This is a genomic window from Streptomyces sp. NPDC059668, assembly GCF_042734135.1.
Taxonomy (GTDB): domain Bacteria; phylum Actinomycetota; class Actinomycetes; order Streptomycetales; family Streptomycetaceae; genus Streptomyces.
The window spans coordinates 18,291-40,474 of the sequence record NZ_JBHWEL010000081.1; the positions used below are offsets into that span (position 1 = coordinate 18,291).

At 72.1% G+C, this 22,184-nt stretch carries 20 protein-coding genes and 1 riboswitch; of the genes, 16 read left to right on the forward strand and 4 right to left on the reverse strand.

Annotation, left to right across the window (positions count from 1 at the left end; all coding sequences use genetic code 11):
- Position 1: 1 nt before the first annotated feature.
- The 4 genes from ACFV2J_RS35950 (at position 2) to ACFV2J_RS35965 (ending at position 5,788) form a co-directional block, all read left to right on the forward strand.
- On the forward strand, positions 2–1,081 hold the full coding sequence (locus ACFV2J_RS35950; protein WP_385089717.1) for an ABC transporter ATP-binding protein: 1,080 nt from the start codon (positions 2–4) through the stop codon (positions 1,079–1,081).
- A gap of 59 nt (positions 1,082–1,140) precedes the next feature.
- Positions 1,141–2,637 carry an HAD-IA family hydrolase gene (locus ACFV2J_RS35955; RefSeq protein ID WP_385089720.1) on the forward strand — a complete coding sequence of 499 codons (1,497 nt, stop codon included), beginning with the start codon at positions 1,141–1,143 and terminating at the stop codon, positions 2,635–2,637.
- A 620-nt stretch (positions 2,638–3,257) separates the two neighbouring features.
- Positions 3,258–4,046 (forward strand): carbon-nitrogen hydrolase family protein, encoded by a 789-nt coding sequence (locus tag ACFV2J_RS35960; protein WP_385442657.1) that lies wholly within the window; start codon positions 3,258–3,260, stop codon positions 4,044–4,046.
- Between the two features lie 47 nt (positions 4,047–4,093).
- Positions 4,094–5,788, forward strand: coding sequence for a flavin monoamine oxidase family protein (locus ACFV2J_RS35965; protein WP_385092044.1), 1,695 nt, complete (start codon positions 4,094–4,096; stop codon positions 5,786–5,788).
- A gap of 97 nt (positions 5,789–5,885) precedes the next feature.
- Here ACFV2J_RS35965 and ACFV2J_RS35970 read toward each other — a convergent pair whose 3' ends face one another.
- The 3 genes from ACFV2J_RS35970 to ACFV2J_RS35980 all read right to left on the reverse strand — a co-directional run bounded on the left by ACFV2J_RS35970 (position 5,886) and on the right by ACFV2J_RS35980 (position 9,276).
- Complete coding sequence (locus ACFV2J_RS35970) at positions 5,886–6,815, reverse strand: LLM class F420-dependent oxidoreductase (RefSeq protein ID WP_385092047.1); 930 nt, start codon at positions 6,813–6,815, stop codon at positions 5,886–5,888.
- A gap of 70 nt (positions 6,816–6,885) precedes the next feature.
- On the reverse strand, positions 6,886–7,581 hold the full coding sequence (locus ACFV2J_RS35975) for a DUF5995 family protein (RefSeq protein ID WP_385092050.1): 696 nt from the start codon (positions 7,579–7,581) through the stop codon (positions 6,886–6,888).
- Between the two features lie 285 nt (positions 7,582–7,866).
- Entirely contained in the window at positions 7,867–9,276 is a 1,410-nt protein-coding gene (locus tag ACFV2J_RS35980) for a uracil-xanthine permease family protein (protein ID WP_385092053.1), read from the reverse strand.
- Positions 9,277–9,398: 122 nt separating this feature from the next.
- Here ACFV2J_RS35980 and ACFV2J_RS35985 point away from each other — a divergent pair, with 122 nt between their 5' ends.
- A complete protein-coding gene (locus ACFV2J_RS35985) occupies positions 9,399–10,673 on the forward strand; it encodes an alginate lyase family protein (protein WP_385092056.1) in 1,275 nt (424 codons plus the stop codon).
- 92 nt (positions 10,674–10,765) lie between these two features.
- Positions 10,766–11,224 carry an acyl-CoA thioesterase gene (locus ACFV2J_RS35990; protein WP_385092058.1) on the forward strand — a complete coding sequence of 153 codons (459 nt, stop codon included), beginning with the start codon at positions 10,766–10,768 and terminating at the stop codon, positions 11,222–11,224.
- Here ACFV2J_RS35990 and ACFV2J_RS35995 read toward each other — a convergent pair.
- Positions 11,184–12,425 carry an MFS transporter gene (locus ACFV2J_RS35995; protein ID WP_385092061.1) on the reverse strand — a complete coding sequence of 414 codons (1,242 nt, stop codon included), beginning with the start codon at positions 12,423–12,425 and terminating at the stop codon, positions 11,184–11,186. The two genes, ACFV2J_RS35990 and ACFV2J_RS35995, sit on opposite strands and share 41 nt — an antisense overlap.
- A gap of 180 nt (positions 12,426–12,605) precedes the next feature.
- Here ACFV2J_RS35995 and ACFV2J_RS36000 point away from each other — a divergent pair, with 180 nt between their 5' ends.
- The 10 genes from ACFV2J_RS36000 to ACFV2J_RS36045 all read left to right on the forward strand — a co-directional run bounded on the left by ACFV2J_RS36000 (position 12,606) and on the right by ACFV2J_RS36045 (position 22,115).
- Positions 12,606–13,823 (forward strand): ROK family transcriptional regulator, encoded by a 1,218-nt coding sequence (locus ACFV2J_RS36000; protein ID WP_385442663.1) that lies wholly within the window; start codon positions 12,606–12,608, stop codon positions 13,821–13,823.
- A 417-nt stretch (positions 13,824–14,240) separates the two neighbouring features.
- A riboswitch (FMN riboswitch) is annotated at positions 14,241–14,371 on the forward strand.
- A 152-nt stretch (positions 14,372–14,523) separates the two neighbouring features.
- Positions 14,524–15,159: a riboflavin synthase gene (locus tag ACFV2J_RS36005; RefSeq protein ID WP_385094630.1), complete on the forward strand. Its 636-nt coding sequence runs from the start codon at positions 14,524–14,526 to the stop codon at positions 15,157–15,159.
- The gene (locus tag ACFV2J_RS36010) at positions 15,156–15,794 is read left to right on the forward strand and encodes a nicotinamide riboside transporter PnuC (RefSeq protein WP_385094627.1); all 639 of its coding nucleotides are present in this window, start codon (positions 15,156–15,158) and stop codon (positions 15,792–15,794) included. The genes ACFV2J_RS36005 and ACFV2J_RS36010 overlap by 4 nt, the downstream gene beginning before the upstream one ends.
- Positions 15,791–17,128: a bifunctional 3,4-dihydroxy-2-butanone-4-phosphate synthase/GTP cyclohydrolase II gene (locus tag ACFV2J_RS36015; RefSeq protein WP_385442667.1), complete on the forward strand. Its 1,338-nt coding sequence runs from the start codon at positions 15,791–15,793 to the stop codon at positions 17,126–17,128. The genes ACFV2J_RS36010 and ACFV2J_RS36015 overlap by 4 nt, the downstream gene beginning before the upstream one ends.
- 147 nt (positions 17,129–17,275) lie before the next feature.
- Positions 17,276–17,761 carry a 6,7-dimethyl-8-ribityllumazine synthase gene (gene ribH / locus ACFV2J_RS36020; RefSeq protein ID WP_385094625.1) on the forward strand — a complete coding sequence of 162 codons (486 nt, stop codon included), beginning with the start codon at positions 17,276–17,278 and terminating at the stop codon, positions 17,759–17,761.
- Between the two features lie 34 nt (positions 17,762–17,795).
- A complete protein-coding gene (locus ACFV2J_RS36025) occupies positions 17,796–18,068 on the forward strand; it encodes a phosphoribosyl-ATP diphosphatase (RefSeq protein ID WP_385094622.1) in 273 nt (90 codons plus the stop codon).
- 67 nt (positions 18,069–18,135) lie between these two features.
- Entirely contained in the window at positions 18,136–18,993 is an 858-nt protein-coding gene (gene hisG / locus ACFV2J_RS36030; protein WP_385094619.1) for an ATP phosphoribosyltransferase, read from the forward strand.
- Between the two features lie 14 nt (positions 18,994–19,007).
- Positions 19,008–19,463, forward strand: coding sequence for a PH domain-containing protein (locus ACFV2J_RS36035; RefSeq protein WP_385094616.1), 456 nt, complete (start codon positions 19,008–19,010; stop codon positions 19,461–19,463).
- A gap of 199 nt (positions 19,464–19,662) precedes the next feature.
- The gene (locus ACFV2J_RS36040) at positions 19,663–20,997 is read left to right on the forward strand and encodes a hemolysin family protein (RefSeq protein ID WP_385097752.1); all 1,335 of its coding nucleotides are present in this window, start codon (positions 19,663–19,665) and stop codon (positions 20,995–20,997) included.
- Positions 20,994–22,115: a hemolysin family protein gene (locus ACFV2J_RS36045; protein ID WP_385097754.1), complete on the forward strand. Its 1,122-nt coding sequence runs from the start codon at positions 20,994–20,996 to the stop codon at positions 22,113–22,115. Before ACFV2J_RS36040 ends, ACFV2J_RS36045 begins: the two co-directional genes overlap by 4 nt.
- Positions 22,116–22,184: the final 69 nt, after the last annotated feature.

Consider the following 22,184-nt stretch of genomic DNA (forward strand, 5'->3'; position numbering starts at 1 on the left):
CATGACCCTCACCACGCACAAGACCGCCCTGGCGGTGGAGAAGGCCGCCACCGTCGAATTCCGAGGCCTGCGCCGCTCGTTCGGCACGACCGTGGCCCTCGACGGGCTCGACCTGACCGCCCGGCCCGGCGAACTCCTCGCCCTGCTCGGCCCGTCCGGCTGCGGCAAGACCACCGCGCTGCGGATGCTCGCCGGCTTCGAACACCCCGACTCCGGCGAGGTGCTGGTCGACGGCGAGGACGTCACCCGTGTCCCCGCCCACCGCCGCGACGCCGGCATGGTCTTCCAGTCGTACAGCCTCTTCCCGCACCTCAGCGCGCTCGACAACGTGGCCTTCGGGCTGCGCATGCGCAAGGTGCGGACGGCGGAGCGGCGCACCCGCGCCGCCGAACTGCTCGACCTCGTGGGCCTGGGCGACAAGGGAGAGCGCTACCCCCACCAGCTCTCCGGCGGCCAGCAGCAGCGCGTCGCGCTGGCCCGTGCGCTCGCCCTGCGCCCGCGTGTCCTGCTGCTCGACGAACCGCTGTCGGCGCTCGACGCGAAGGTGCGGCTCAGCCTGCGCGAGGAGATCCGCAGGCTCCAGCAGGAACTCGGCATCACCACCCTCTTCGTGACGCACGACCAGGAGGAGGCGCTGTCCATGGCGGACCGTGTCGCCGTGATGCGGTCCGGGCGCCTCGAACAGTGCGCGGCGCCCGCCGAGTTGTACGGGCGGCCCGCCACCGCGTTCGTCGCGGAGTTCGTCGGCACGATGAGCCGTATTCCGGGGCGTCTGGAGGCCACTACGGTCGAGGTGCTCGGACAGCGGCTGCCGGTCGACGGGGACGCGCCCGACGCCCGGGAGGTGGACGTGCTGGTCCGGCCCGAGGCGGTACGGGTGGAGGCCGACGACGCCGGTGACGCCCGGCTCGTGGCCAGCGCGTTCCTCGGGGCGGCCACCCGTGTCACCGTGCGGCTCGCGGACGGCACCGAGGTGAAGGCTGACCTGCCCACGCACGAGGCCGCCGTCATCGGCCCGGGCGCGGCCGTCACCGTACGCCTGCCGGAGCGGCCGGTACTGGTCGCCGAGCGCGCGCACTGACCTGCTCCGCGCCCGGCACCTTCCCCGCCGGACCTCGCCCCACCGGACTCCCCCCACTGATGAAAGAGACCACCGTGACCCATCGCGCCACCCCCCGACTCCCGCTCCAGGCCGTCCTGTTCGACATGGACGGCACGCTCGTGGACACCGAGCGACTGTGGTGGGAGGCGGTGGAACAGGTGGCCGTCGGGCTCGGGCGTCCGCTCACCGGGGCGGATCAGCCGGAGGTCCTCGGGCGGCCCGTCGAGTACACCGCCGACTGGCTGGGCGCGGTCACGGGGACCCCGGCGGAGGGCATCGCCGCCGGGCTGCACAAGGAGTTCGCGGACCGCGTCCGGACCGGGATCGTGCCCCGGCCGGGCGCGCTGCGGCTCCTCGGGGACCTGGCACGCGAGGGCGTCCCCACCGCCCTGGTGACCGCATCCCCCAGGGCCGTCGCCGACACCGTCCTGGACGCGCTCGGCGCCGCACACTTCGCCACCTCGGTCACCGCCGACGACACCGAGCGCACCAAGCCGGCTCCCGACCCCTACCTCGCCGCCTGCCGCGCGCTCGGCGTGGACCCCGCGCTCTGCGTGGCCGTCGAGGACACCGAGACCGGCGTGGCCTCCGCCGAGGCCGCGGGGTGCGCGGTGCTCGCCGTGCCCTCGCTCGCGCCGATCGACCCCGCCCCCGGACGCACGGTCCTCACCAGCCTGGAGGAGGTGACGCCGGACCGACTGCGGGGCATGCTGGCACCCCGTGAGCTGCGGGTGATGAGCTGGAACCTCTGGTACGGCGGCACCAAGGTCGACGACCACCGCGAGAAGCAGCTCAAGGTCATCACGGAGACCGGCGCGGACGTGGTCGGCCTCCAGGAGACGTACGGCGACGCGGCACGGGAACTGGCCGAGGCGCTCGGCTGGCACCACCACCGGGCCGGTGACAACCTCGGGATCATCAGCCGCCACCCGATCACCGCGCGCCTCGGTGACCCGGAGGTCGGCTTCTACGGCGGGACCGGGGTGCGGATCCGGCTGGAGGACGGTCAGGAGGTGGCCGTCTGGAGCACCCACCTCGACTACACGCCGTACGGACCCTACGAGGCCCGCTTCGACGGGCTCCCGGCGGCCGAACTGATCGCCCACGAGGCCGGCCGGCTCGGCCAGATGCGGAAGATCCTGAGCGAGATCGACGCCGCGGCCGTCCCCGGCGTCCCCGTGATTCTGCTCGGCGACTTCAACTGCCCCTCGCACCTGGACTGGCCGGACGTCGAGTGGCCGGTGACCAGGGCGGCCGAGGAGGCCGGCCTGCGCGACTCCTACCGCGAGGCACACCCCGACCCGGTGCGGGCCCCGGGCCACACCTGGTCGCCGATCCACGCCCTCCACGAGGACGGCAGCGGCCGCCCCGAGCCGCAGGACCGCATCGACTTCGTCCTGCACGACGGCCGCGGCCTGCACGTACGCGACTCCCGCACGGTCGTCACCGGCACCCCGCGCACCTGGCCCGACATCGCGGCCAACGCCTGGCCCTCGGACCACGCGGCGGTACTCACCACGTTCACCCTCGACTAGACGCCCCCACCGACCCCCAGCTCCCCGCGCCCCGGATTTCCCTTTTCCGGGACCGCGGGGACCGGCGTTTCGGGGACGCGGACACCAGCACTTCCGGGCCCGCGGAGACCGGCATTTTCCAGGGGGCGCGGGGACCGGCGCTTCAGGGACGCGGGGAACGGCGCGCCCAGCCCCCACGCACCGGCACCCGACTCCGCACGGAGTCCCCCCAGGGGCGCGGGGAACGGCGCGCCCAGCCCCCACGCACCGGCACCCGACTCCGCACGGAGTCCCCCCAGGGGCGCGGGGAACGGCGCGCCCAGCCCCCACCCACCGGCACCCGACTCCGCACGGAGTCCCCCCAGGGGCGCGGGGAACGGCGCGCCCAGCCCCCACGCACCGGCACCCGACTCCGCCCCCCGGGGGACCCGGGGCGAAGCCCCGGAACCGACCGACCCCCGAGGCCCCGGGGAGGCCCCCAGAGACCCCCCGGAGACCCCTCACAACAAATCACCGCCGGACGGCCCCCGCACGCAACGATTCATTCACCGGCACGCAACGGCTCCTCCTTGTCCACGCCGGCAAGGCGCCCGTACCGTCTACCTGGCCCCCAAACCCGTCCGTACCGGTGAGGAACACGCATGCGCACAGCCCTGCTCCAGAGCTCCGGCCGACCCGGCTCCGTCGTCGAGAACCTCAAGGTCCTCGACGAGGCCGCGGGCCGCGCCGCCGCCGCCGGTGCCGGGCTGCTGGCCGCACCCGAGATGTTCCTCACGGGCTACGCGATCGGCGACGACATCGGGCGTCTGGCGGAGCCCGCCGACGGCGACGCCGCCGACGCGATCGCCGAGATCGCCACCCGGCACGGCGTGGCCGTCGTCTACGGCTACCCCGAGCGTTCCGGTGAGAAGGTCCACAACTCCGCGCAGCTGATCTCCGCCGACGGCACCCGGCTCGCGAACTACCGCAAGACCCACCTCTTCGGCTGCTTCGAGCGCGACCACTTCACCCCGGGCGACCAGCCGGTGGTCCAGGCCGAGCTGAACGGCCTCCGTGTCGGCCTGATGATCTGCTACGACGTGGAGTTCCCGGAGAACGTCCGGGCGCACGCCCTCGCCGGGACCGACCTCCTCGTCGTGCCGACCGCGCAGATGCACCCCTTCCAGTTCGTCGCCGAGTCCGTCGTCCCGGTACGCGCCTTCGAGAACCAGATGTACGTCGCCTACGTCAACCGGGTCGGCGTGGAGGGGGAGTTCGAGTTCGTCGGGCTGTCCACGCTGGCCGGCCCCGACGGAGTCGCCCGCACCCGCGCCGGACGCGCCGAGGAGCTCGTCCTCGCGGACGCCGACCCCGCCTTCCTCACGGCCTCGCGCGAGGCGAACCCGTATCTGCAGGACCGCCGCCCCGGCCTCTACGGGTCGCTCGTCTGACTTCTCAGCCCTCCCCCCGAAGCTTTGTCGCAAGGAGTCCGTACCCCATGACGTCCACGGTGCCCACCGCCGTCCAGCACACCGACGCGCAACAGCCGCCGATCACCATGTTCGGCCCGGACTTCCCCTACGCGTACGACGACTTCCTCGCGCACGCCGCGGGCCTCGGCCAGATACCCGCGACCGAGCACGGCACCGAGGTCGCGGTCATCGGCGGCGGCCTCTCCGGCATCGTGGCCGCCTACGAACTGATGAAGATGGGCCTCAAGCCCGTCGTGTACGAGGCCGACGAGATCGGCGGCCGGCTGCGCACGGTCGGCTTCGAGGGGTGCGACCCCTCACTGACGGCCGAGATGGGCGCCATGCGCTTCCCGCCGTCCTCGACCGCACTCCAGCACTACATCGACCTGGTGGGGCTGGAGACCCGGCCGTTCCCCAACCCGCTCGCGGAGACCACGCCCTCGACGGTCGTCGACCTCAAGGGAGAGTCGCACTACGCGACCACCGTCGACGACCTGCCGCAGGTCTACCGCGACGTGATGAACGCCTGGAACGCCTGTCTCGAAGAGGGCGCCGACTTCTCCGACATGAACCGGGCCATGCGCGAGCGCGACGTCCCGCGCATCCGTGAGATCTGGGCGAAGCTCGTGGAGAAGCTCGACAACCAGACCTTCTACGGTTTCCTCTGCGACTCGGACTCCTTCAAGTCCTTCCGGCACCGCGAGATCTTCGGCCAGGTCGGCTTCGGCACGGGCGGCTGGGACACCGACTTCCCGAACTCGATCCTCGAGATCCTGCGCGTCGTCTACACCGAGGCCGACGACCACCACCGCGGCATCGTCGGCGGCTCCCAGCAGCTTCCGCTGAGGCTGTGGGAGCGCGAGCCGGAGAAGATCGTCCACTGGGCGTACGGCACCTCCCTGTCGTCGCTGCACGACGGCGCACCGCGCCCGGCCGTGACGCGGCTGCACCGCACCGCGGGCAACGGCATCACCGTCACCGACGCGAACGGCGACATCCGCACCTACCAGGCCGCGATCTTCACCGCCCAGTCCTGGCTGCTGCTCTCGAAGATCGCCTGCGACGACTCGCTCTTCCCGATCGACCACTGGACGGCGATGGAGCGGACCCACTACATGGAGTCGAGCAAGCTCTTCGTGCCCGTCGACCGTCCGTTCTGGCTCGACAAGGACGAGACGACCGGGCGTGACGTCATGTCGATGACGCTCACCGACCGGATGACGCGCGGCACCTACCTCCTGGACGAGGGCCCGGACAGGCCCGCCGTCATCTGTCTCTCGTACACGTGGTGCGACGACAGCCTCAAGTGGCTGCCGCTGTCCGCGAACGAGCGGATGGAGGTCATGCTGAAGTCGCTCGGCGAGATCTACCCGAAGGTCGACATCCGGAAGCACATCATCGGCAACCCGGTCACCGTCTCCTGGGAGAACGAGCCCTACTTCATGGGGGCGTTCAAGGCCAACCTGCCCGGCCACTACCGCTACCAGCGGCGTCTGTTCACGCACTTCATGCAGGACGCGCTGCCCGAGGACAAGCGGGGCATCTTCCTCGCCGGCGACGACATCTCCTGGACGGCCGGCTGGGCCGAGGGCGCCGTGCAGACCGCGCTGAACGCGGTCTGGGGCGTCATGCACCAGCTGGGCGGAACGACCGACCCGACCAACCCCGGGCCCGGCGACGTCTACGACGAGATCGCGCCGGTGGAACTGCCCGAGGACTGAGGGTCCACAGCCGCGGGCGGGCCGGACGGCCGGGGTGCCGGCACCACGGCCGCGCTGCTCGGACCCGGCCGTGGTGCTCGGACCCCGGCCGCGGTGGTCAGACCCCGGCCGCGCGGGCCAGCCCGTACACCTCCGCCGCCACGTCCACGAGTTCCGAGGCGTCGCGGAGCGATGCCTGGAGATCGATCAGGAACTCTCCGACCCCGTCCACCCTGTGTGCGGCCAGGTCCTCGGCGATCTGTGCCGCGCTGCCCGTGAACAGCGGACGGTCGGCCCCCTCGTAGGGCTTGGCCGTGTACTGCGCGTTGACGCGGACGCAGACCTCGATCGGGCGTGACCTGCCGCGCTCGGCGGCCAAATCCCGGAGCCGGGTCCACCCCTCGGAGAGCTGCTCGACGCCCTGGGCGGCCGGCATCCAGCCGTCCGCGCGGTCGACCAGCCGGCGCGACGCCCGTGGGCTGTTCGCCGGCAGGTACACCGGGATCGGGCGCGCTGGCTTCGGCCCGACCACGGACGGGGCGATGGTGGTGAGGTCACCCTCGTACGACACCGGGTCCGGTCCCCAGACCGCCGCGCAGACGTCCAGGATCTCGTCGAGGACCTTGCCGCGCTTCTCGAAGGGCGCCACGGCGGCCGCCGCGTACTCGTCGTGGGACCAGCCCGTACCGAGGCCCGCCACCACCCGGCCGCCACTGGCCGCGTCCAGCGTGGCGAGCGAGCGCGCCAGCTGGAAGGGGACGTGCAGGGGCGCCACCAGGACGCTGGTGCCGAGCCGGGCCCGGGAGGTCGACGCGGCCGCCAGGGTCAGGGTCACCAGCGGGTCGGCGACCGAGCGGTAGCTGTCGGGCCAGGGCAGTCCCGGAACCCCGTACAGCCCCTGCGTCGCGGGTTCGGGGAAGAGGACCCGTTCGAACACCCACAGGCTCTCGTAGCCGGTCTCCTCCGCCGCGCGGGCCACCGCCGGCACATCGCGCCCGATGTCGTACTGCTTCATCTGCGGAAGGCCGAGTCCGAGCCGGATCGCCATACCAGTCGCTCCTTTGCACTTCGGTGAGCCGTCCGGTCAACGTACAGCGAGCACCGGGAGGATCACCGGCTCACCTTCCACAGTGGCCGATTCGGTCCCCCAGTGGGGTCAGCATCATGCGTCCGGTCAGGCCCACCGCCGCGTCGAGACGGTCCTCGAACTCGCGGGCGAGGCCGGGGAGTCCGCGCAGCGCCCACAGCGTCCGCGCGGCCGACCAGCCGGCGTCGCGCGCCCGCTCCAGGCTCCACGCGCCGAGCAGATGGGTGAGCGGGTCGGCGACCTCCAGGAGGTCGGGCCCCGGCATCAGATCCTCGCGGACGCGCTCCTCCATCGAGACGAGGAGGTCGCCCACTCGCTCGAACTCGTCCTCCAGATCGGCCGGTTCGCACCCGAGCGCACGACAGCTGTCGACCACGGCGAGCGCCAGATCGTGTCCGACATGCGCGTTGACGCCCGCGAGCGCGAACTGCAGCGGAAGGACTCCGGGATGGCGTCGGAACTGCAGCAGCGGCCGCCAGCAGGCGGGCGGGCGGCCCTCCTCGGCCACCGTCAGGTACCGCTCGGCGAAGCGCACGTCCAGGGTGACCGCGGCCCCGGGGTCCGGGAACTCCCCGGCGTCCAGGCGCCGGTCGATCTCCTCGGTGACGGTGAGGTAGACACGGTTGAAGACCGCGACCCCGTCCCGCTCCGGCAGCGTCGCCTCCAGGGCCCGCATCCGGGAGACGACCATGTGCACGGGAGCGGTGAACTGTTCCAACTGCGCCATGGGGGAAGAGTCCCAGCCGCGGCCCGACGGCCGTGCCGCCTGGCCGGTCGCGTCCCCGGAACGAGGGAAAACCGCCTGCCGGGAGTGACGACGGCGGGGGCGGTACCCCGTGTCGGTCCCATGCACCCGGTGCCCGGTGCCCGGTGCCCGGTGCCCGGTGCCCGGTGCCCGGTGCCCGGCCGCACGCGGGGCGGCGGAGCGCGTACGGGCACCCGGGCATCGGTGCGTGCCGTGGCGGCCGTGCCGAAGCGGCTGTGCCGTGGCCGCCGGCCGGATCGTCGTCGCCTACGCGCCGGCGCGCCGGTCCGGGTCCTCGGGGGTGCCGTCCTCGTCGTAGGCCGACGTGCCCGAGTCGAGCAGCGGCTCCCCGGTCCTGAGATGGGCCGGCGCCATCGCCCGCAGCGCGTGGTACCCGGTGATCACGACGAGCGTGCCGAGCGCGATGCCGCTGAGCGAGAAGGTGTCCGTGAACTTCAGCGTGACGCCGCCGACACCGATGATGATGCCCGCCGCGGTCGGCACCAGGTTCAGCGGATTGCGCAGGTCGACCCGGCCGTGCAGCCAGATCTGGGCGCCGAGCAGGCCGATCATGCCGTACAGGATGACGGTGATGCCGCCGAGGACGCCGCCCGGGATCGCGGCGACGACCGCGCCGAACTTGGGGCAGACGCCGAACAGGAGGGCGAATCCGGCGGCGGCCCAGTAGGCGGCGGTCGAGTAGACGCGTGTCGCGGCCATCACGCCGATGTTCTCGGAGTACGTGGTGTTCGGCGGGCCGCCGACCGCCGTGGAGAGCATGGAGGCGGCGCCGTCCGCGGAGATCGCGGTGCCCAGCCTGTCGTCCAGGGGGTCGCCGGTCATCTCGCCGACCGCCTTGACGTGGCCCGCGTTCTCGGCGACCAGCGCGATCACGACCGGCAGCGCGACGAGGATCGCCGACCACTGGAACGAGGGGCCGTGGAAGTGCGGCAGCCCGATCCAGTCCGCCCTGCCGACACCGGAGAGGTTCAGCCGCCAGTGGTCGGTGACCTTGCCGCTCGCGTCGACCGAGTGGATCTTCCCGAAGATCCGGTCGAAGAGCCACGAGATCACATATCCGAACACCAAGCCGAGGAAGATCGCGATGCGGGACCAGAAACCGCGCAGGCAGACCAGGGACAGCCCGGTGAACAGCATCACGAGCAGGGCCGTCCACTGGTCCTGCGGCCAGTAGGTGGAAGCGGTCACCGGAGCCAGGTTGAAACCGATCAGCATGACGACGGCGCCGGTGACCACCGGCGGCATCGCGGCGTGGATGATCCGTGCCCCGAACCGCTGGACGGCGATCCCCACCAGGAACAGGGCGACGCCCACGACGAACACCGCGCCGGTCACCGTCGCGCTGGTGCCGCCCTGTGCGCGGATGATCGCGGCGACGCCCACGAAGGAGAGCGAACAGCCGAGATAACTGGGCACCCGGCCGCGGGTGGCGAGCAGGAAGATCACCGTGGCGACGCCGGACATCATGATCGCGAGGTTCGGATCGAGCCCCATCAGCACGGGCGCCACGAAGGACGCCCCGAACATCGCCACCACGTGCTGGGCGCCGAGCCCGACGGTGCGTGGCCAGGAGAGGCGTTCATCGGGGCGGACGACGGCTCCGGGCGCGGGGTTGCGTCCGTCGCCGTGCAGTTTCCAGCGCACGCCGAGATCCATGGTGCGGGCTTCGCTTTCTCTGTACGTGAATCGGTCCGGACCATTGTCATGGCTAGCCGGCGGTCCTACGCTCGCACGGTCCTATTCATGAACTGCGTTCACATACTGGATCGGAGTGCTCGATGGGTAGAAGACCCCGTGCGGGCGTGGTCCTGGCGGCCGTGGTCGCCCTCGCGGCCGCCGTCGTCCCGACCGCCTCGGCCCACGAGGGCCGCTCGGCACCGAAGGCCCCCGCCACCGCGGTCCTCGACGGCGCCCGGCTGCAACGGACGAAGATCCGGCTCGACCACGGCGACGCCGGACTCCGGCACGCGGTCGCGAACCTCACGGCCCGGGCGGACGGCTGGCTGGACCAGGGCCCCTGGACGGTCGTCGACAAGCCGAAGCCCGCCCCCGGCGGCGACGCCCACGACTACCTCAGCCAGGCCCCGTACTGGTGGCCCTCACAGCCCGCGACCGCCGACAACCCGTGGGGCTGCCCCTACGTCCAGCGCGACGGGCAGCGCAACCCCGAGGTCGACACCGGCACCGACCGCCAGGACGTCGAGAAGGTCTTCGACTCGACGTACGACCTGGCGCTCGCCTGGTACTACACGGGCCGCAAGCAGTACGCCCAGAAGGCCGCCACCGTCCTGCGCACCTGGTTCCTCGCCCCGGCCACCCGGATGAACCCGAACCTGGACCACGGGCAGTTCATCCCCTGCAAGTACGACGGCCGGGCCATCGGCATCATCGACTTCTCGCAGTCCTACACCAGCGTCCTGGACGCCGTCGCGATCCTCGACACCGGCGCCCCCGGCTGGTCGAGGACCGACCGCACCGCCATGCGCTCCTGGAACACGGACTTCCGTGACTGGCTGGCCGGCAGCGCCTTCGGCACCGAGGAGGGCGCCGCCGCGAACAACCACGGCACCTTCTACGACATGCAGCTCGCCGCCCTGGCGTACGCGACCGGCGACCGGGAGCTGGCCCGGCGGACCGTGCTCGACGCGCGATCCCGGCGCATCGACCCGCAGATCGCCGCCGACGGCACCCAGCCCCAGGAGCTCGCCCGCACCCGCAGCTGGCACTACTCGACCTTCGACCTCGTCGCCTACACCCGCCTCGCGGCCATCGGCCGGCACGTCGGAGTGGACCTGTGGGCGTACCGGGGGCCGGACGGTCAGAGCCTGTTCAAGGCGGTCGACCAACTGCTGCCCGCCGCCACCGGCGCCGCCCCGTGGCCGTACCCGGAACTGGAGTTCCACCGCTTCGCGGCGAGCGACGTCGTGCACGCGGCGGCCGACGCGGGGGACCGGGCGGCGCGCGCCGCGGTGCCGCGGCTGGAGGCGCCGCCCGGCGGCGACCTCTGGGCGCTGCGGCCGGCCGCGGAGCAGCTCGACTCGATCGCGGGCTGACCCGGACGAACACCCTGATCAGGGGCTCCTGAGCGGCTGCTTAGGATGGGGTGCCCCCACCTCCCCTCCCGGCACCCTCAGGAGCCCCGCCCGTGACCGCCGAAGCCCCCGTCGCCCCCGCCCTCCCGTACGGGAGTCTGCTCCCCGTCACCGTCCACTTCGACGACCTCGACGCGCTGGGGCTGCTGCACAACGCCCGCTATCCGGTGTTGGTCGAACGTGCCTGGACCGCGTTCTGGAACGAGAGGGGCTTCGGCTTCGAGGGCGACTGGGAGGCCGCGGGCGACTTCTGCAACGCGGTCAGGGAACTCCGGATCAGCTACGACGCACCCGTCGACCGGCCCGGCACGTACGCCGTCCACCTGTGGCTGGAGCGGCTCGGCACCACCGGACTGACCTACGGCTTCCGCTTCTGCTCGGCCGACGGCTCGGTGACCTACGCGAGCGGGACCCGCGTCCTGGTCCGGCTGGACGCCGGCACGCTGCGCCCGACGCCGTGGAGCGACCGCTTCAGGGCCGCGGGCCGGGAACTGCTGCGCTCGGGGGACTGACCTTCGGACGGTCGCGCTCGCCCGCGCGCAGCACGCCCGCGAACACGGCGAGTCCGCTCGCCAGGACCGTGACCAGTCCGAACGACACCACCAGACTGGTCGCCTGGGCCAGCGAGCCGATCGCGCTCGGCGCGACCAGCCCCGAGGTGTAGGTGATGGTGGCGACGCCCGCGATGGCCTGGCTGGGGTTGGGGCCGGCGTGACCCGCCGCGGCGAAGCAGAGCGGGACGACGACCGCGATCCCGAGGCCCAGCAGGGCGAAGCCGCCCATCGCTACGGCGGGGTTGCCCGCGACGACGACGAGCAGTCCGCCGAGCACGGCCAGCAGCCCGCCCGCCCGCACGGTGCGCACCGCGCCGAACCGGTTCACCACGGCGTCGCCCACGAGCCGGGCCAGCGCCATGGTCAGCATGAAGCCGGTCGTCGACGCCGCCGCGAGCCCGGCCGAGGTGCCGAGTTCGTCCTTCAGATAGACCGCCGACCAGTCCAGGCTCGCGCCCTCGGCGAACACGGCGCAGAAGCCGATCGCGCCGATGAGCAGCGCGGACTTCGGCGGCAGCGCGAAGCGCGGCGGGGGGACCTCGTCCTCGGTGGGCCGCAGGTCCAGGACCCATCGGCACGCGGTGAGGCCCAGGACCGTGAGGACCCCGGCCGCGAGGACGTGGTGCAGACGCGCGTCCGAACCGAGGTGCGCGGCGAGGGTGCCGCCCGCGGACCCGACCAGCGCGCCCGCGCTCCACATGCCGTGCAGCCCCGACATGATCGACCTGCCGAGGCGGTTCTCGATCTCGACGCCGAGCGCGTTCATCGCCACGTCCGCCATGCCCGCCGTCGCGCCGTAGACGAAGAGGGCCAGGCACAGGGTGAAGAGGTTCGGCGCGACGGACGGGAGGACCAGCGCCAGCGTCCACAGGGAGATCAGCCCGCGCAGCGCGGTGCGAGCACCGAAGCGGTGGCTGATCCGGCCCGCCAGCGGCATCGCGAGGGACGCCCCGACGGCCGGGAACGCCAGGGCCAGTCCGAGCTGGCCCGTGCTGACGGACGCGTGGTCCTGGATCCAGGGCACGCGGGTGGCGAACGAGCCCGTCACCGCTCCGTGCACGGCGAACACGGCGGCCACGGCGTACCGGGCCCGCTTCACCTCGCCCGGGTCCTGGACCACGCCCTTCGTGGTCGCCGTCGGTCCCGTCGTTTCCGTCATTCCCGCCCTCCCGGCTCCGCTCCCCATATTGCCGCCGTAAACTATCAGGGACCCTGCCTGATAGATAGGCGATAAAGAGGCGATGCGTCGGCCGGCCCGGCCGGCGGCCGTGAGCTCCGGGTCCCGCGTCGGCGGGCCCCGCCGATCTGGGAGGACTCCGTGGTCTGGGAAGATCCCGGCATGCCCGCATCTCCGAGCACGGCCCGGGCCATCAACGACCGGCTCGCCCTGCGGCTGTTGCAGCAGGAGGGTCCGCTGACGGCCGGACAGCTGAAGCAGCTCACGGGCCTGTCCCGGCCCACCGTCGCCGACCTCGTCGAACGCCTGACCGCCGCCGGTCTGGTCTCGGTCGTGGGGGAGTCGGGGGAGCAGCGGCGCGGCCCGAACGCCCGGCTGTACGGGATCGTCGCGGACCGGGCGCAGCTGGCCGCCCTCGACGTCCGCACGGAGGGCGTCACGGTCGTCGTCGCCGACCTGCTCGGCGCGGAACTCACCCGGGCGTCGGTGCCCATCGCGGACGACGCCGGCACGGGGCCCGCCGTGGAGCAGGCGGTCGCCCTGGTGGAGCGGGCCGCGAAGGAGGCGGGAGCCGAGCGGCTGCACACCGTCGGCATCGGCGCGCCGGGCCTCATCGACCCCGCCACGGGTGAACTCCGGGACTCCTCCGGCCTGCCCGAATGGCACCGCCGGCTGGTCGCGGCCCTCCAGGAACGCCTGCCGGCCCGGGTCATCGTCGAGAACGAGACGAACCTCGCCGCGATCGCCGAACAGCGCGACGGCGCGGCCCGGGACCGGGACACCTTCGTCCTCCTCTGGCTAGGTCACGGCACCGGCGCGGCCGTCGTCCTCGACGGCAGGCTCCGCCGCGGCGCCTCGGGCGGCACCGGCGAGATCGGGTTCCTCCCGGTTCCGGGCACCGCCACGCTCCCCTCGGCGACGGATTGCGAGGGAGGGTTCCACTCGCTGGCGGGGGCCGCCGCGATCGCCGAACTCGCCGCGGGGTACGAGCTGGCGGCGACGGAGGTCCCCGGTGAACCACGGGCGGCGGCTCTGGTGCGCGCGGCGGTGGCGGCCGCGTCCTCCGGTGGCGCCGACGGCCTCCGGCGCGACCGTGCCGACCGGTTCCTCGCCGCGCTCGCCGACCGTCTCGCCGTCGGTGCCGCGTCCGTCGTGGCGGTGCTGGACCCCGGCTGCGTGGTGCTCGGCGGTGAGGTGGGGCAGGCCGGCGGGGAGGCGCTGGCCACGCGGGTCGGCGAGCGGCTGGCCCGGATGTCCCCGCTGCCGGCCGAGGTGCGGGCCGGCGCGCTGGGCGGAGGCGCGGTGCTGAGGGGCGCCCTCCTGACCGCTCGGGAGTCGGCCCAGGACGACCTCTTCACGTTCACGCCGCACCCACGGTGACCCACCGCGCCGGCGCACCCGCCCGAAGGCGTTCCGGCCGCCGCCGGCCCGTGGCCGGAAGGGGGAAGTCCGGGGCCCGGAGGCCGAGTTCCCGGCGGCGTACCACGGTCTGTCTCCCTCTGGTGGGGAGACCCGGCGGCGGGGCAAGGGCCTCCGTCACCGCCGCCGGGTCGCTCAGGGGGCGAGTAGGCCACCTCGGCTTCTGCAAACCTTGATCGCCGACCCTAAGAGGACTAGACCAGAGCGTCAATAGGTATGGACCAATATCCGTACCTCCGTCAAGCATGGGCCCGTTCCCGGGAGTTGGCCGCCCCCGTGCATCCGCGACAACTCGTTCGGGTGACCTGTGAGGCACCCCACAGAACTTCACCCGCATGGGCATGGACAGGGCATGGCACACTGATGCTGTACCAGAAGCAGCGCACTCCGGGGTCGGTGAAAGTCCGAACCGGCGGTTACAGTCCGCGACCCGGTCGCTTCCAGCGGCCGGTTGACCAGGTGAAATTCCTGGACCGACGGTTAAAGTCCGGATGGGAGGCAGTGCGCGGCGGGCGGGCATTCGTGCGCGCTGCCGGTTGTCGTGACGTGTCCTGCGGGACAGGTCCCTTTCGGCATCGTTCCCGGTGTCGCAGTCCGTTCAGTTCTGTCGTCATCGACAGGCCCCGGAGTCCGTGCCCCATGAGGCAGGAGGACCCGGGAAGTGTTCACCGGAATCGTCGAAGAGCTGGGTGAGGTCACCGCCGTCGAGAATCTCGACGAGGCCTCCCGCTTCCGTCTGCGCGGACCCGTCGTCACGCAGGGCGCACAGCACGGCGACTCCATCGCCGTGAACGGAGTCTGTCTCACGGTCGTCGACCACGAGGGCGACGAATTCACCGCCGACGTCATGGCGGAGACCCTGAACCGCTCCAGCCTCGGTGCCCTCACCGTCGGCTCCCGCGTCAACCTCGAACGCCCCATGGCCGTGGGTGACCGCCTCGGCGGACACATCGTCCAGGGCCACGTCGACGGCACCGGCACGGTCATCGAGCGCAAGCCGTCCGAGCACTGGGAGATCGTGAAGATCTCGCTCCCCGCGGACCTCACCCGGTACGTGGTCGAGAAGGGCTCCATCACCGTCGACGGCATCAGCCTGACGGTGGTCGACGCGGGCCCGGACCATTTCACCGTCAGTCTCATCCCCACCACGCTCGACCTGACCACGCTCGGCCGCAAGCAGCCCGGCGACCCGGTCAACCTCGAGGTGGACGTCATCGCCAAGTACGTCGAGCGGCTGCTCGGCGCCCGCGGCGGGCAGCCGGTAGCGCTGCCGGACACCTCCGGGGGCCGGCCGTGAACTGGCTCAACTCCGAGGCGTTCACCCTCTTCGGACAGCACATCAAGTGGTCGGACATGATCGGCAACGTGATCGGTCTGATCGGACTCGCGCTCGGCTGGCGTCGCTCCCTCTGGAGCTGGCCCGTACAGCTCCTGTCCGGCGTCATCCTGCTCACGGCCTTCGCCTCGGCCCATCTCTCCGGCAGCGCCGGGAAGCAGCTCGTGGTCATCGTCGTCGCCCTGTGGGGCTGGTGGCAGTGGAACCGCGGCCGGGGCCAGGACGGCGCCGTCGCCGTACGGTTCGCCACCTGGCGCGAGCGTGGCTTCCTGGTGGGCGCCGCCGCCGTCGGCACCCTCGCGGTCAGCGCCCTGTTCCACGCGTACCCGTCGCTGTCCTGGGACCCCTGGCCCGACGCCTACATCTTCGTGGGCACGGTCATCGCCATGTACGCCCAGGCGCGCGGCATGGTCGAGTTCTGGTTCGCCTGGCTGCTGGTCGACGTGGTGGGCGTCCCGCTCAACTTCGCCAACGGCTTCGCCTTCTCCGGTTTCGTCTACGTCGTCTACGGCGCGCTCGTCCTGTGGGGCATGCGCGACTGGTGGCTGCGCTCCCGCAAGGCCGGGCAGCCCCTCCTGGAAGGAGTCCCGGCATGACCGCCGCCCCCGTCTGGTACAGCACCGGCCACGAGCAGGACGCCTCGGACTTCACGCTCGACCCGGTCGAGAAGGCCATCGTCGACATCGCGGCGGGCCGGCCGATCGTGGTCGTCGACGACGAGGACCGGGAGAACGAGGGCGACCTCGTCATCGCCGCCGAGAAGGCGACCCCCGAGATCATCGCGTTCATGATGAGCGAGTGCCGCGGACTGATCTGCGCACCCATGGAGGGCGACGAACTCGACCGCCTCCAGCTCCCCCAGATGGTCGAGAACAACACCGAGTCGATGAGGACGGCGTTCACGGTCTCGGTGGACGCCTCCGGCGCCCACGGCGTGACCACCGGCATCTCCGCCGCCGACCGCGCCACCACGCTCCGGCTGCTGGCCGGGGGCCAGGCCGGGGCGGGCGACTTCGTGCGGCCGGGCCACATCTTCCCGCTGCGCGCCAGGCCCGGCGGCGTCCTCGTCCGCAACGGCCACACCGAGGCGGCCGTCGACCTGGCCCGGCTCGCCGGACTGCGCCCCGCGGGCGCCATCGTGGAGATCGCGGGGGAGGACGGCCGCATGCTGCGCCTTCCCGAACTGATCCCGTTCGCCCGCAAGCACGGCCTGACCATCATCTCCATCGAGGACCTGGTCGCCTACCGCCGCTCCCCCCAGCTGCCGGCCCCGCTCGACCAGGGGGCACCCCCGGCCGAGCCCGCGGTCCGCCGCGAGGCCAAGACGCAGCTGCCCACCGCCTTCGGCGAGTTCACGGCGTACGGCTACCGCTCCACCCTCGACGGGGTCGAGCACGTCGCCCTCGTCCACGGCGAGATCGGCGACGGCGAGGACGTCCTCGTCCGCGTCCACTCCGAGTGCCTGACCGGCGACGTCTTCCACTCGCTGCGCTGCGACTGCGGCCCCCAGCTGCAGACCTCCCTGCAACGCGTCCAGGCCGAGGGCCGCGGCGTCGTCGTCTATCTGCGCGGACACGAGGGACGGGGCATCGGACTCCTGTCCAAGCTGCGCGCCTACGAGCTCCAGGAACGCGGCCGGGACACCCTCGACGCCAACCTCGAACTCGGCCTGCCCGCCGACGCCCGCGACTACGGCGCGAGCGCGCAGATCCTGGAGGACCTCGGCGTCCGCAGCCTGCGTCTGCTGACCAACAACCCCGACAAGACCGACGCGCTCGTCCGGTACGGCCTGCGGGTCGTCCGGCGGGAGCCGATGCCCGTCCAGGCGGGCGAACACAACCTCCGCTACCTGCGCACCAAGCGGGACCGGATGGGGCACGACCTGCCCTGGCTGGAGACGCCCACCGCCTCCGCCTGCGGCAACCAGTGACACCCGCGGGAGGCAACACCCGCGGAGTCCAGTGACGACGGAGACCGGCAGCAACGGAATCCGGCGACAACGGCACGACCGGCGACAACGGCACGACCGGCAACACGGCACGACCGGCAACACGGCACAGAGGCACTGAGGAGAGACGTGAGCGGCAAGGGTGCACCCGAACTGTCCGTACGCAACTGCGGCGACCTGCGCGTCGCGGTCATCGCGGCACAGTGGCACGAAAAGGTGATGGACGGCCTCGTGGACGGCGCGCTGCGCGCCCTGCACGAGCTGGGAATCGACGAACCGACCCTGCTGAGGGTCCCGGGCAGCTTCGAGCTCCCGGTCGTCGCCAAGGTCCTCGCGGGCCGCGGCTACGACGCCGTCGTCGCGCTCGGTGTCGTCATCCGCGGCGGCACACCCCACTTCGAATATGTGTGCCAGGGCGTCACACAGGGCCTCACCCAGGTCTCCATCGACACGGGCGTCCCCATCGGCTTCGGCGTACTGACCTGTGACACCGAGGAGCAGGCCCTGGACCGGGCGGGCATCGAGGGCTCCCACGAGGACAAGGGGCACGAGGCGGTGACGGCCGCCGTGGCGACCGCGGCCACGCTGCGCTCAGTATCCGAACCCTGGCGCTGAGACACCGGCTCGGGCGCGTAGGGTGGGCAGCACCATGTCCAAGAAGACGTTCGAGGAGCTCTTCACCGAGCTCCAGCACAAGGCCGCCAACGGCGACCCCACCACCTCACGCACCGCCGAGCTGGTCGGCAAGGGTGTCCATGCCATCGGCAAGAAGGTCGTCGAAGAGGCCGCAGAGGTCTGGATGGCCGCCGAGTACGAGGGCAAGGACGCCGCCGCCGAGGAGATCTCCCAGCTCCTCTACCACGTCCAGGTGATGATGGTGGCGCGCGGAATCTCCCTCGACGACGTGTACGCCCACCTCTGAGCCGCGACCCGCACCCCGCCGACGTACGCACCACCAGACGTACGCACTAACAAAGGAAGCCGACCTCATGCTGCGCATCGCCGTCCCCAACAAGGGTTCCCTGTCAGGACCTGCGGCGGAGATGCTGCATGAGGCCGGCTACCGGCAGCGCCGGGAGTCCAAGGAGCTCAGGATCGTCGATCCGGGCAACGAGGTCGAGTTCTTCTACCTCCGCCCCCGCGACATCGCGATCTACGTCTCCTCGGGCCGCCTCGACATCGGCATCACCGGCCGCGACCTGCTCGTCGACTCCGGAGCGAAGGCGGAGGAGATCCTCCCGCTCGGCTTCGCGCGTTCCACCTTCCGTTTCGCCGGCAAGCCCGGCACCGCCAAGGGCGTCGAGGACCTCGCCGGCCTGACCGTCGCCACCTCCTACGAGGGCATCGTCGCGGGCCACCTCACCGACAACGGCATCGACGCCTCCGTCGTCCACCTCGACGGCGCCGTCGAGACCGCGATCGAACTCGGTGTCGCCGAGGTCATCGCGGACGTCGTCGAGACCGGCACCTCGCTGCGCAACGCGGGCCTGGAGGTCTTCGGCGAGCCGATCATGAAGTCCGAGGCCGTCGTCATCCGCCGTGTCGAAGCCGACACCTCCGAGGACGCCGAGCCCAAGGTCCAGCAGTTCCTGCGCCGCCTCCAGGGCGTCCTGGTCGCACGGACGTACGTGATGATGGACTACGACTGCCGCGCCGAGCACCTGGAGCAGGCCGTCGCGCTCACCCCCGGCCTGGAGTCGCCGACCATCTCGCCGCTGCACAACGAGGGCTGGGTGGCCGTCCGCGCGATGGTCCCCGCCAAGGAGGCGCAGCGGATCATGGACGACCTGTACGCGCTCGGCGCGCGGGCCATCCTGACCACGGCCATCCACGCCTGCCGCCTCTGAGGACCGTCCGAGCCATGTCCCACCTTCCCGAGCTCCCCGTCACGTTCCGGCCGTCCCGGACCCGGGCCGTCCTGCTCACCGCGGGCGTCTCGATCTTCGTGGTCATCACGACGGTCGCGATGCTCCTGGAGCAGCTCAGCCCGGGCGAGCGCGTCAGCTTCGTCTTCACCGCCGCGCTCCTTCTCGGCGTGCTCCTGCTGCTCTCCCGGCCCAAGGTCGTCGCCGATGAGAGCGGAGTCACAGTTGTCAACATCGCCAGCAGCCGGCGCCTGGACTGGGCGGAGATCCTCCAGGTCAACCTGCGCCCCGGCGACCCCTGGGTGTTCCTCAACCTCAGTGACGGCACCAGTCTCCCGGCGCTCGGCATCCAGCCGGGCATCGCCCGGCAGCGCGCGATCGACGACGCCCGCACCCTGCGGGCCCTCGCCGAGGCCCGCTCCATCGGCGACCCGGAGCAACATCACGGCTGACTCTCGGCCTTCCACCCTGCCCGCCGGGCCCATGTCTTGATTAACCTGTTGGCGGAGGCGTTTTCGTTGCGCCTCCGCCACTGACGTGCCACCCGGCATTCAGAGGCCCCCTGCTACCCGAGGAGTGACTCCCTCCAGCGATGGACGGATCGTCCTGTAGTACCTGCGCCGCCCCCTCCCGACCCATCGAGGCGGCGGCATGACCATCCCCCTGCTGCTGCTCGCGGCCGCGTTCCTGCTGATCCTCGCCAACGGTTTCTTCGTGGCGGCGGAGTTCGGCCTCGTCACGGTCGAGCGGCCGGACGCCGAGAAGGCCGCGGCCGAAGGCGACCGACGGGCCCGTACCGTCGTCAACTCGCTCAAGGAGCTGTCCTTCCAGCTCTCCGGCACCCAGCTCGGCATCACCATCACCTCGCTCGTCGTCGGCATGCTCGCCGAACCGGCGCTGGCCCAGCTGCTCCACGGCCCCTTCACCGCGCTCGGCCTGCCCGAGGGCGCCGTGTCCGGCGTGGCCGTGGTGGTCGGCATGCTGCTCGCCGCGGCCGTGCAGATGGTCGTCGGCGAACTCGTGCCGAAGAACTGGGCGGTGTCCAAGCCGCTGCAGGTCGCCCGCTTCGTCGCGGGCCCGCAGCACGTCTTCTCCAGCCTGTTCCGGCCGGTGATCGCCGCGCTCAACACGGTCGCCAACCGGCTCGTACGGGCGCTCGGCGTCGAACCCGCCGAGGAGCTGGCGTCCGCCCGCACCCCCGGCGAGCTCGTCTCCCTGGCCCGGCACTCGGCCCAGGCCGGCGCCCTGGAGCAGGACACCGCGGATCTCTTCGTACGGACCATCTCGCTGGCCGACCTGACCGCGCAGCACGTCATGACACCGCGGGTGAGGGTCAGCGCCCTCCAGTCGACGGCCACGGCGGAGGACGTCGTCAATCTCACCCGGGCCACCGGCCTGTCCCGCTTCCCCGTCTACCGGGAGCGGATCGACGAGGTGGTCGGCATGGTCCACCTCAAGGACGCCCTCGCGGTGCCCTCGCACGACCGGTTGCGCACGCCCGTCGGCCGGATCGCCCAGGCCCCGCTGCTCGTCCCGGAGACCCTGCCCGTGCAGCCGCTCCTGGAACGGCTGCGCAGTGAGCAGCCCATCGCCGTCGTCGTCGACGAGTACGGCGGTACGGCGGGCGTCGTCACCCTGGAGGACATCGTCGAGGAACTCGTCGGCGAGGTCCGCGACGAGCACGACGGACAGGACCTGCCGGAACTCGCCGTGGCGCCGCCCGAGGAGGGCCGGCCCGCCTGGGACGCCGACGGCAGCTGCCGTGTCGACGTCCTGCAACGCATAGGACTGGATGTGCCCGAGGGCCCGTACGAGACCGTGGCCGGACTCGTCGCCGATCTGCTCGGCCGCATCCCCGCACCCGGTGACAGGGCGGAGCTTCCGGGCTGGCGCCTGTCGGTGCGCCAGGTCGGGCACTACCGCGCCGAACGGGTCCGGCTGGTCAGGATCGCGGACGCGGCCCTCGCCCCGGAGGCCGTCCGATGAGCGTGCTCCAACTTCTCTTCGCCGTCCTCCTGGTGCTCGCCAACGGCTTCTTCGTGGGAGCCGAGTTCGCGCTCGTCTCCGTGCGGCGCAGCCAGATCGAGCCGCTGGAGTCGGCCCGCGCCCGCCAGGTCCTGTACGGACTGGAGCGGCTGCCGCAGATGATGGCCGCGGCCCAGTTCGGCATCACCATCTGCTCCCTGACGCTCGGCGCGGTCGCCGAGCCGACCGTCGCCCATCTGCTGGAGCCCCTCTTCGAGGCGGTCCGTCTGCCGGACGGCGTGATCCACCCCCTCGGATACGTCATCGCGCTCGCCCTCGTCGTCTTCTTCCACCTCGTCATCGGCGAGATGGTCCCGAAGAACCTGGCGATGGCCGCGCCGGAGAAGACCGCGCTGTGGCTCAGCCCGGGCCTGGTCGCCTTCGCCCGCCTGTGCCGGCCGGTCACGGTGGCCCTCGGCGCGTGCGCGCGGCTGATCCTGAAGCTGTTCCGGGTGGAGCCCAAGGACGAGGTCGAGGCGGTCTTCACGAGCGAGCAGCTCAACCGCCTGGTCGAGGACTCGGGCCAGGCGGGACTGCTGGACCCGGAGGAGCAGGAGCGCCTCGAGGACGCCCTGGAACTCGGTTCCCGACCGGTGACGGACGTCCTCCTGGACCGCGAGTCGCTGGTCACCGTGGGTGCCTCGGTCACCCCGGGCCAGGTCGTCGCCCTCACCGCGCGCACCGGGTACTCCCGCTTCCCGGTGGTCGCGGAGAACGGCGCCTTCATGGGCTACCTGCACGTGAAGGACGTCCTCGACCTGGAGGAGTCCGAGCGCGCGGTGCCCCAGCAGATCTGGCGGCACATGACGACCCTGCGGTCGGAACTCCCGCTCGACGACGCCCTGACCGTGATGCGCCGGGCCGCCACGCACCTCGCGCAGGTCGCGGACGCGTCGGGGAAGGTGCTCGGACTCGTGGCGCTGGAGGACGTACTGGAGCTGCTGGTCGGCGAGGTACGGGATCCGGCGCACCGGGACGTCGCCGTGGTGTCCGTGGGGTCACCGCCGCCGACCGTGGAGCCGGTGGCGATGCCGGTGCCGGTGCTCAGCGAGGCTCAGGAGGAGGCGCTGGCGACCTGAGCGTGGTCCCGTCCCTGGGGGCTGCCGCCCCCAGACCCCCGCTCCGGCCTTAAGGGCCTTGTCCTCAAT

Coding starts and splice junctions, on each gene's coding strand:
- ACFV2J_RS35975 (WP_385092050.1), bottom strand. CDS start 7,581: ATGGCGCAGTTGGAACAGTTCACCGCTCCCGTGCACATGGTCGTCTCC.
- ACFV2J_RS35980 (WP_385092053.1), bottom strand. CDS start 9,276: ATGGATCTCGGCGTGCGCTGGAAACTGCACGGCGACGGACGCAACCCC.
- ACFV2J_RS36025 (WP_385094622.1), top strand. CDS start 17,796: ATGTCCAAGAAGACGTTCGAGGAGCTCTTCACCGAGCTCCAGCACAAG.
- ACFV2J_RS36045 (WP_385097754.1), top strand. CDS start 20,994: ATGAGCGTGCTCCAACTTCTCTTCGCCGTCCTCCTGGTGCTCGCCAAC.
- ACFV2J_RS35965 (WP_385092044.1), top strand. CDS start 4,094: ATGACGTCCACGGTGCCCACCGCCGTCCAGCACACCGACGCGCAACAG.
- hisG (WP_385094619.1), top strand. CDS start 18,136: ATGCTGCGCATCGCCGTCCCCAACAAGGGTTCCCTGTCAGGACCTGCG.
- ACFV2J_RS36040 (WP_385097752.1), top strand. CDS start 19,663: ATGACCATCCCCCTGCTGCTGCTCGCGGCCGCGTTCCTGCTGATCCTC.
- ACFV2J_RS35960 (WP_385442657.1), top strand. CDS start 3,258: ATGCGCACAGCCCTGCTCCAGAGCTCCGGCCGACCCGGCTCCGTCGTC.
- ACFV2J_RS35995 (WP_385092061.1), bottom strand. CDS start 12,425: ATGACGGAAACGACGGGACCGACGGCGACCACGAAGGGCGTGGTCCAG.
- ACFV2J_RS35955 (WP_385089720.1), top strand. CDS start 1,141: ATGAAAGAGACCACCGTGACCCATCGCGCCACCCCCCGACTCCCGCTC.
- ACFV2J_RS36015 (WP_385442667.1), top strand. CDS start 15,791: ATGACCGCCGCCCCCGTCTGGTACAGCACCGGCCACGAGCAGGACGCC.
- ACFV2J_RS36035 (WP_385094616.1), top strand. CDS start 19,008: ATGTCCCACCTTCCCGAGCTCCCCGTCACGTTCCGGCCGTCCCGGACC.
- ACFV2J_RS35950 (WP_385089717.1), top strand. CDS start 2: ATGACCCTCACCACGCACAAGACCGCCCTGGCGGTGGAGAAGGCCGCC.
- ACFV2J_RS35985 (WP_385092056.1), top strand. CDS start 9,399: ATGGGTAGAAGACCCCGTGCGGGCGTGGTCCTGGCGGCCGTGGTCGCC.
- ACFV2J_RS36000 (WP_385442663.1), top strand. CDS start 12,606: ATGCCCGCATCTCCGAGCACGGCCCGGGCCATCAACGACCGGCTCGCC.
- ACFV2J_RS35970 (WP_385092047.1), bottom strand. CDS start 6,815: ATGGCGATCCGGCTCGGACTCGGCCTTCCGCAGATGAAGCAGTACGAC.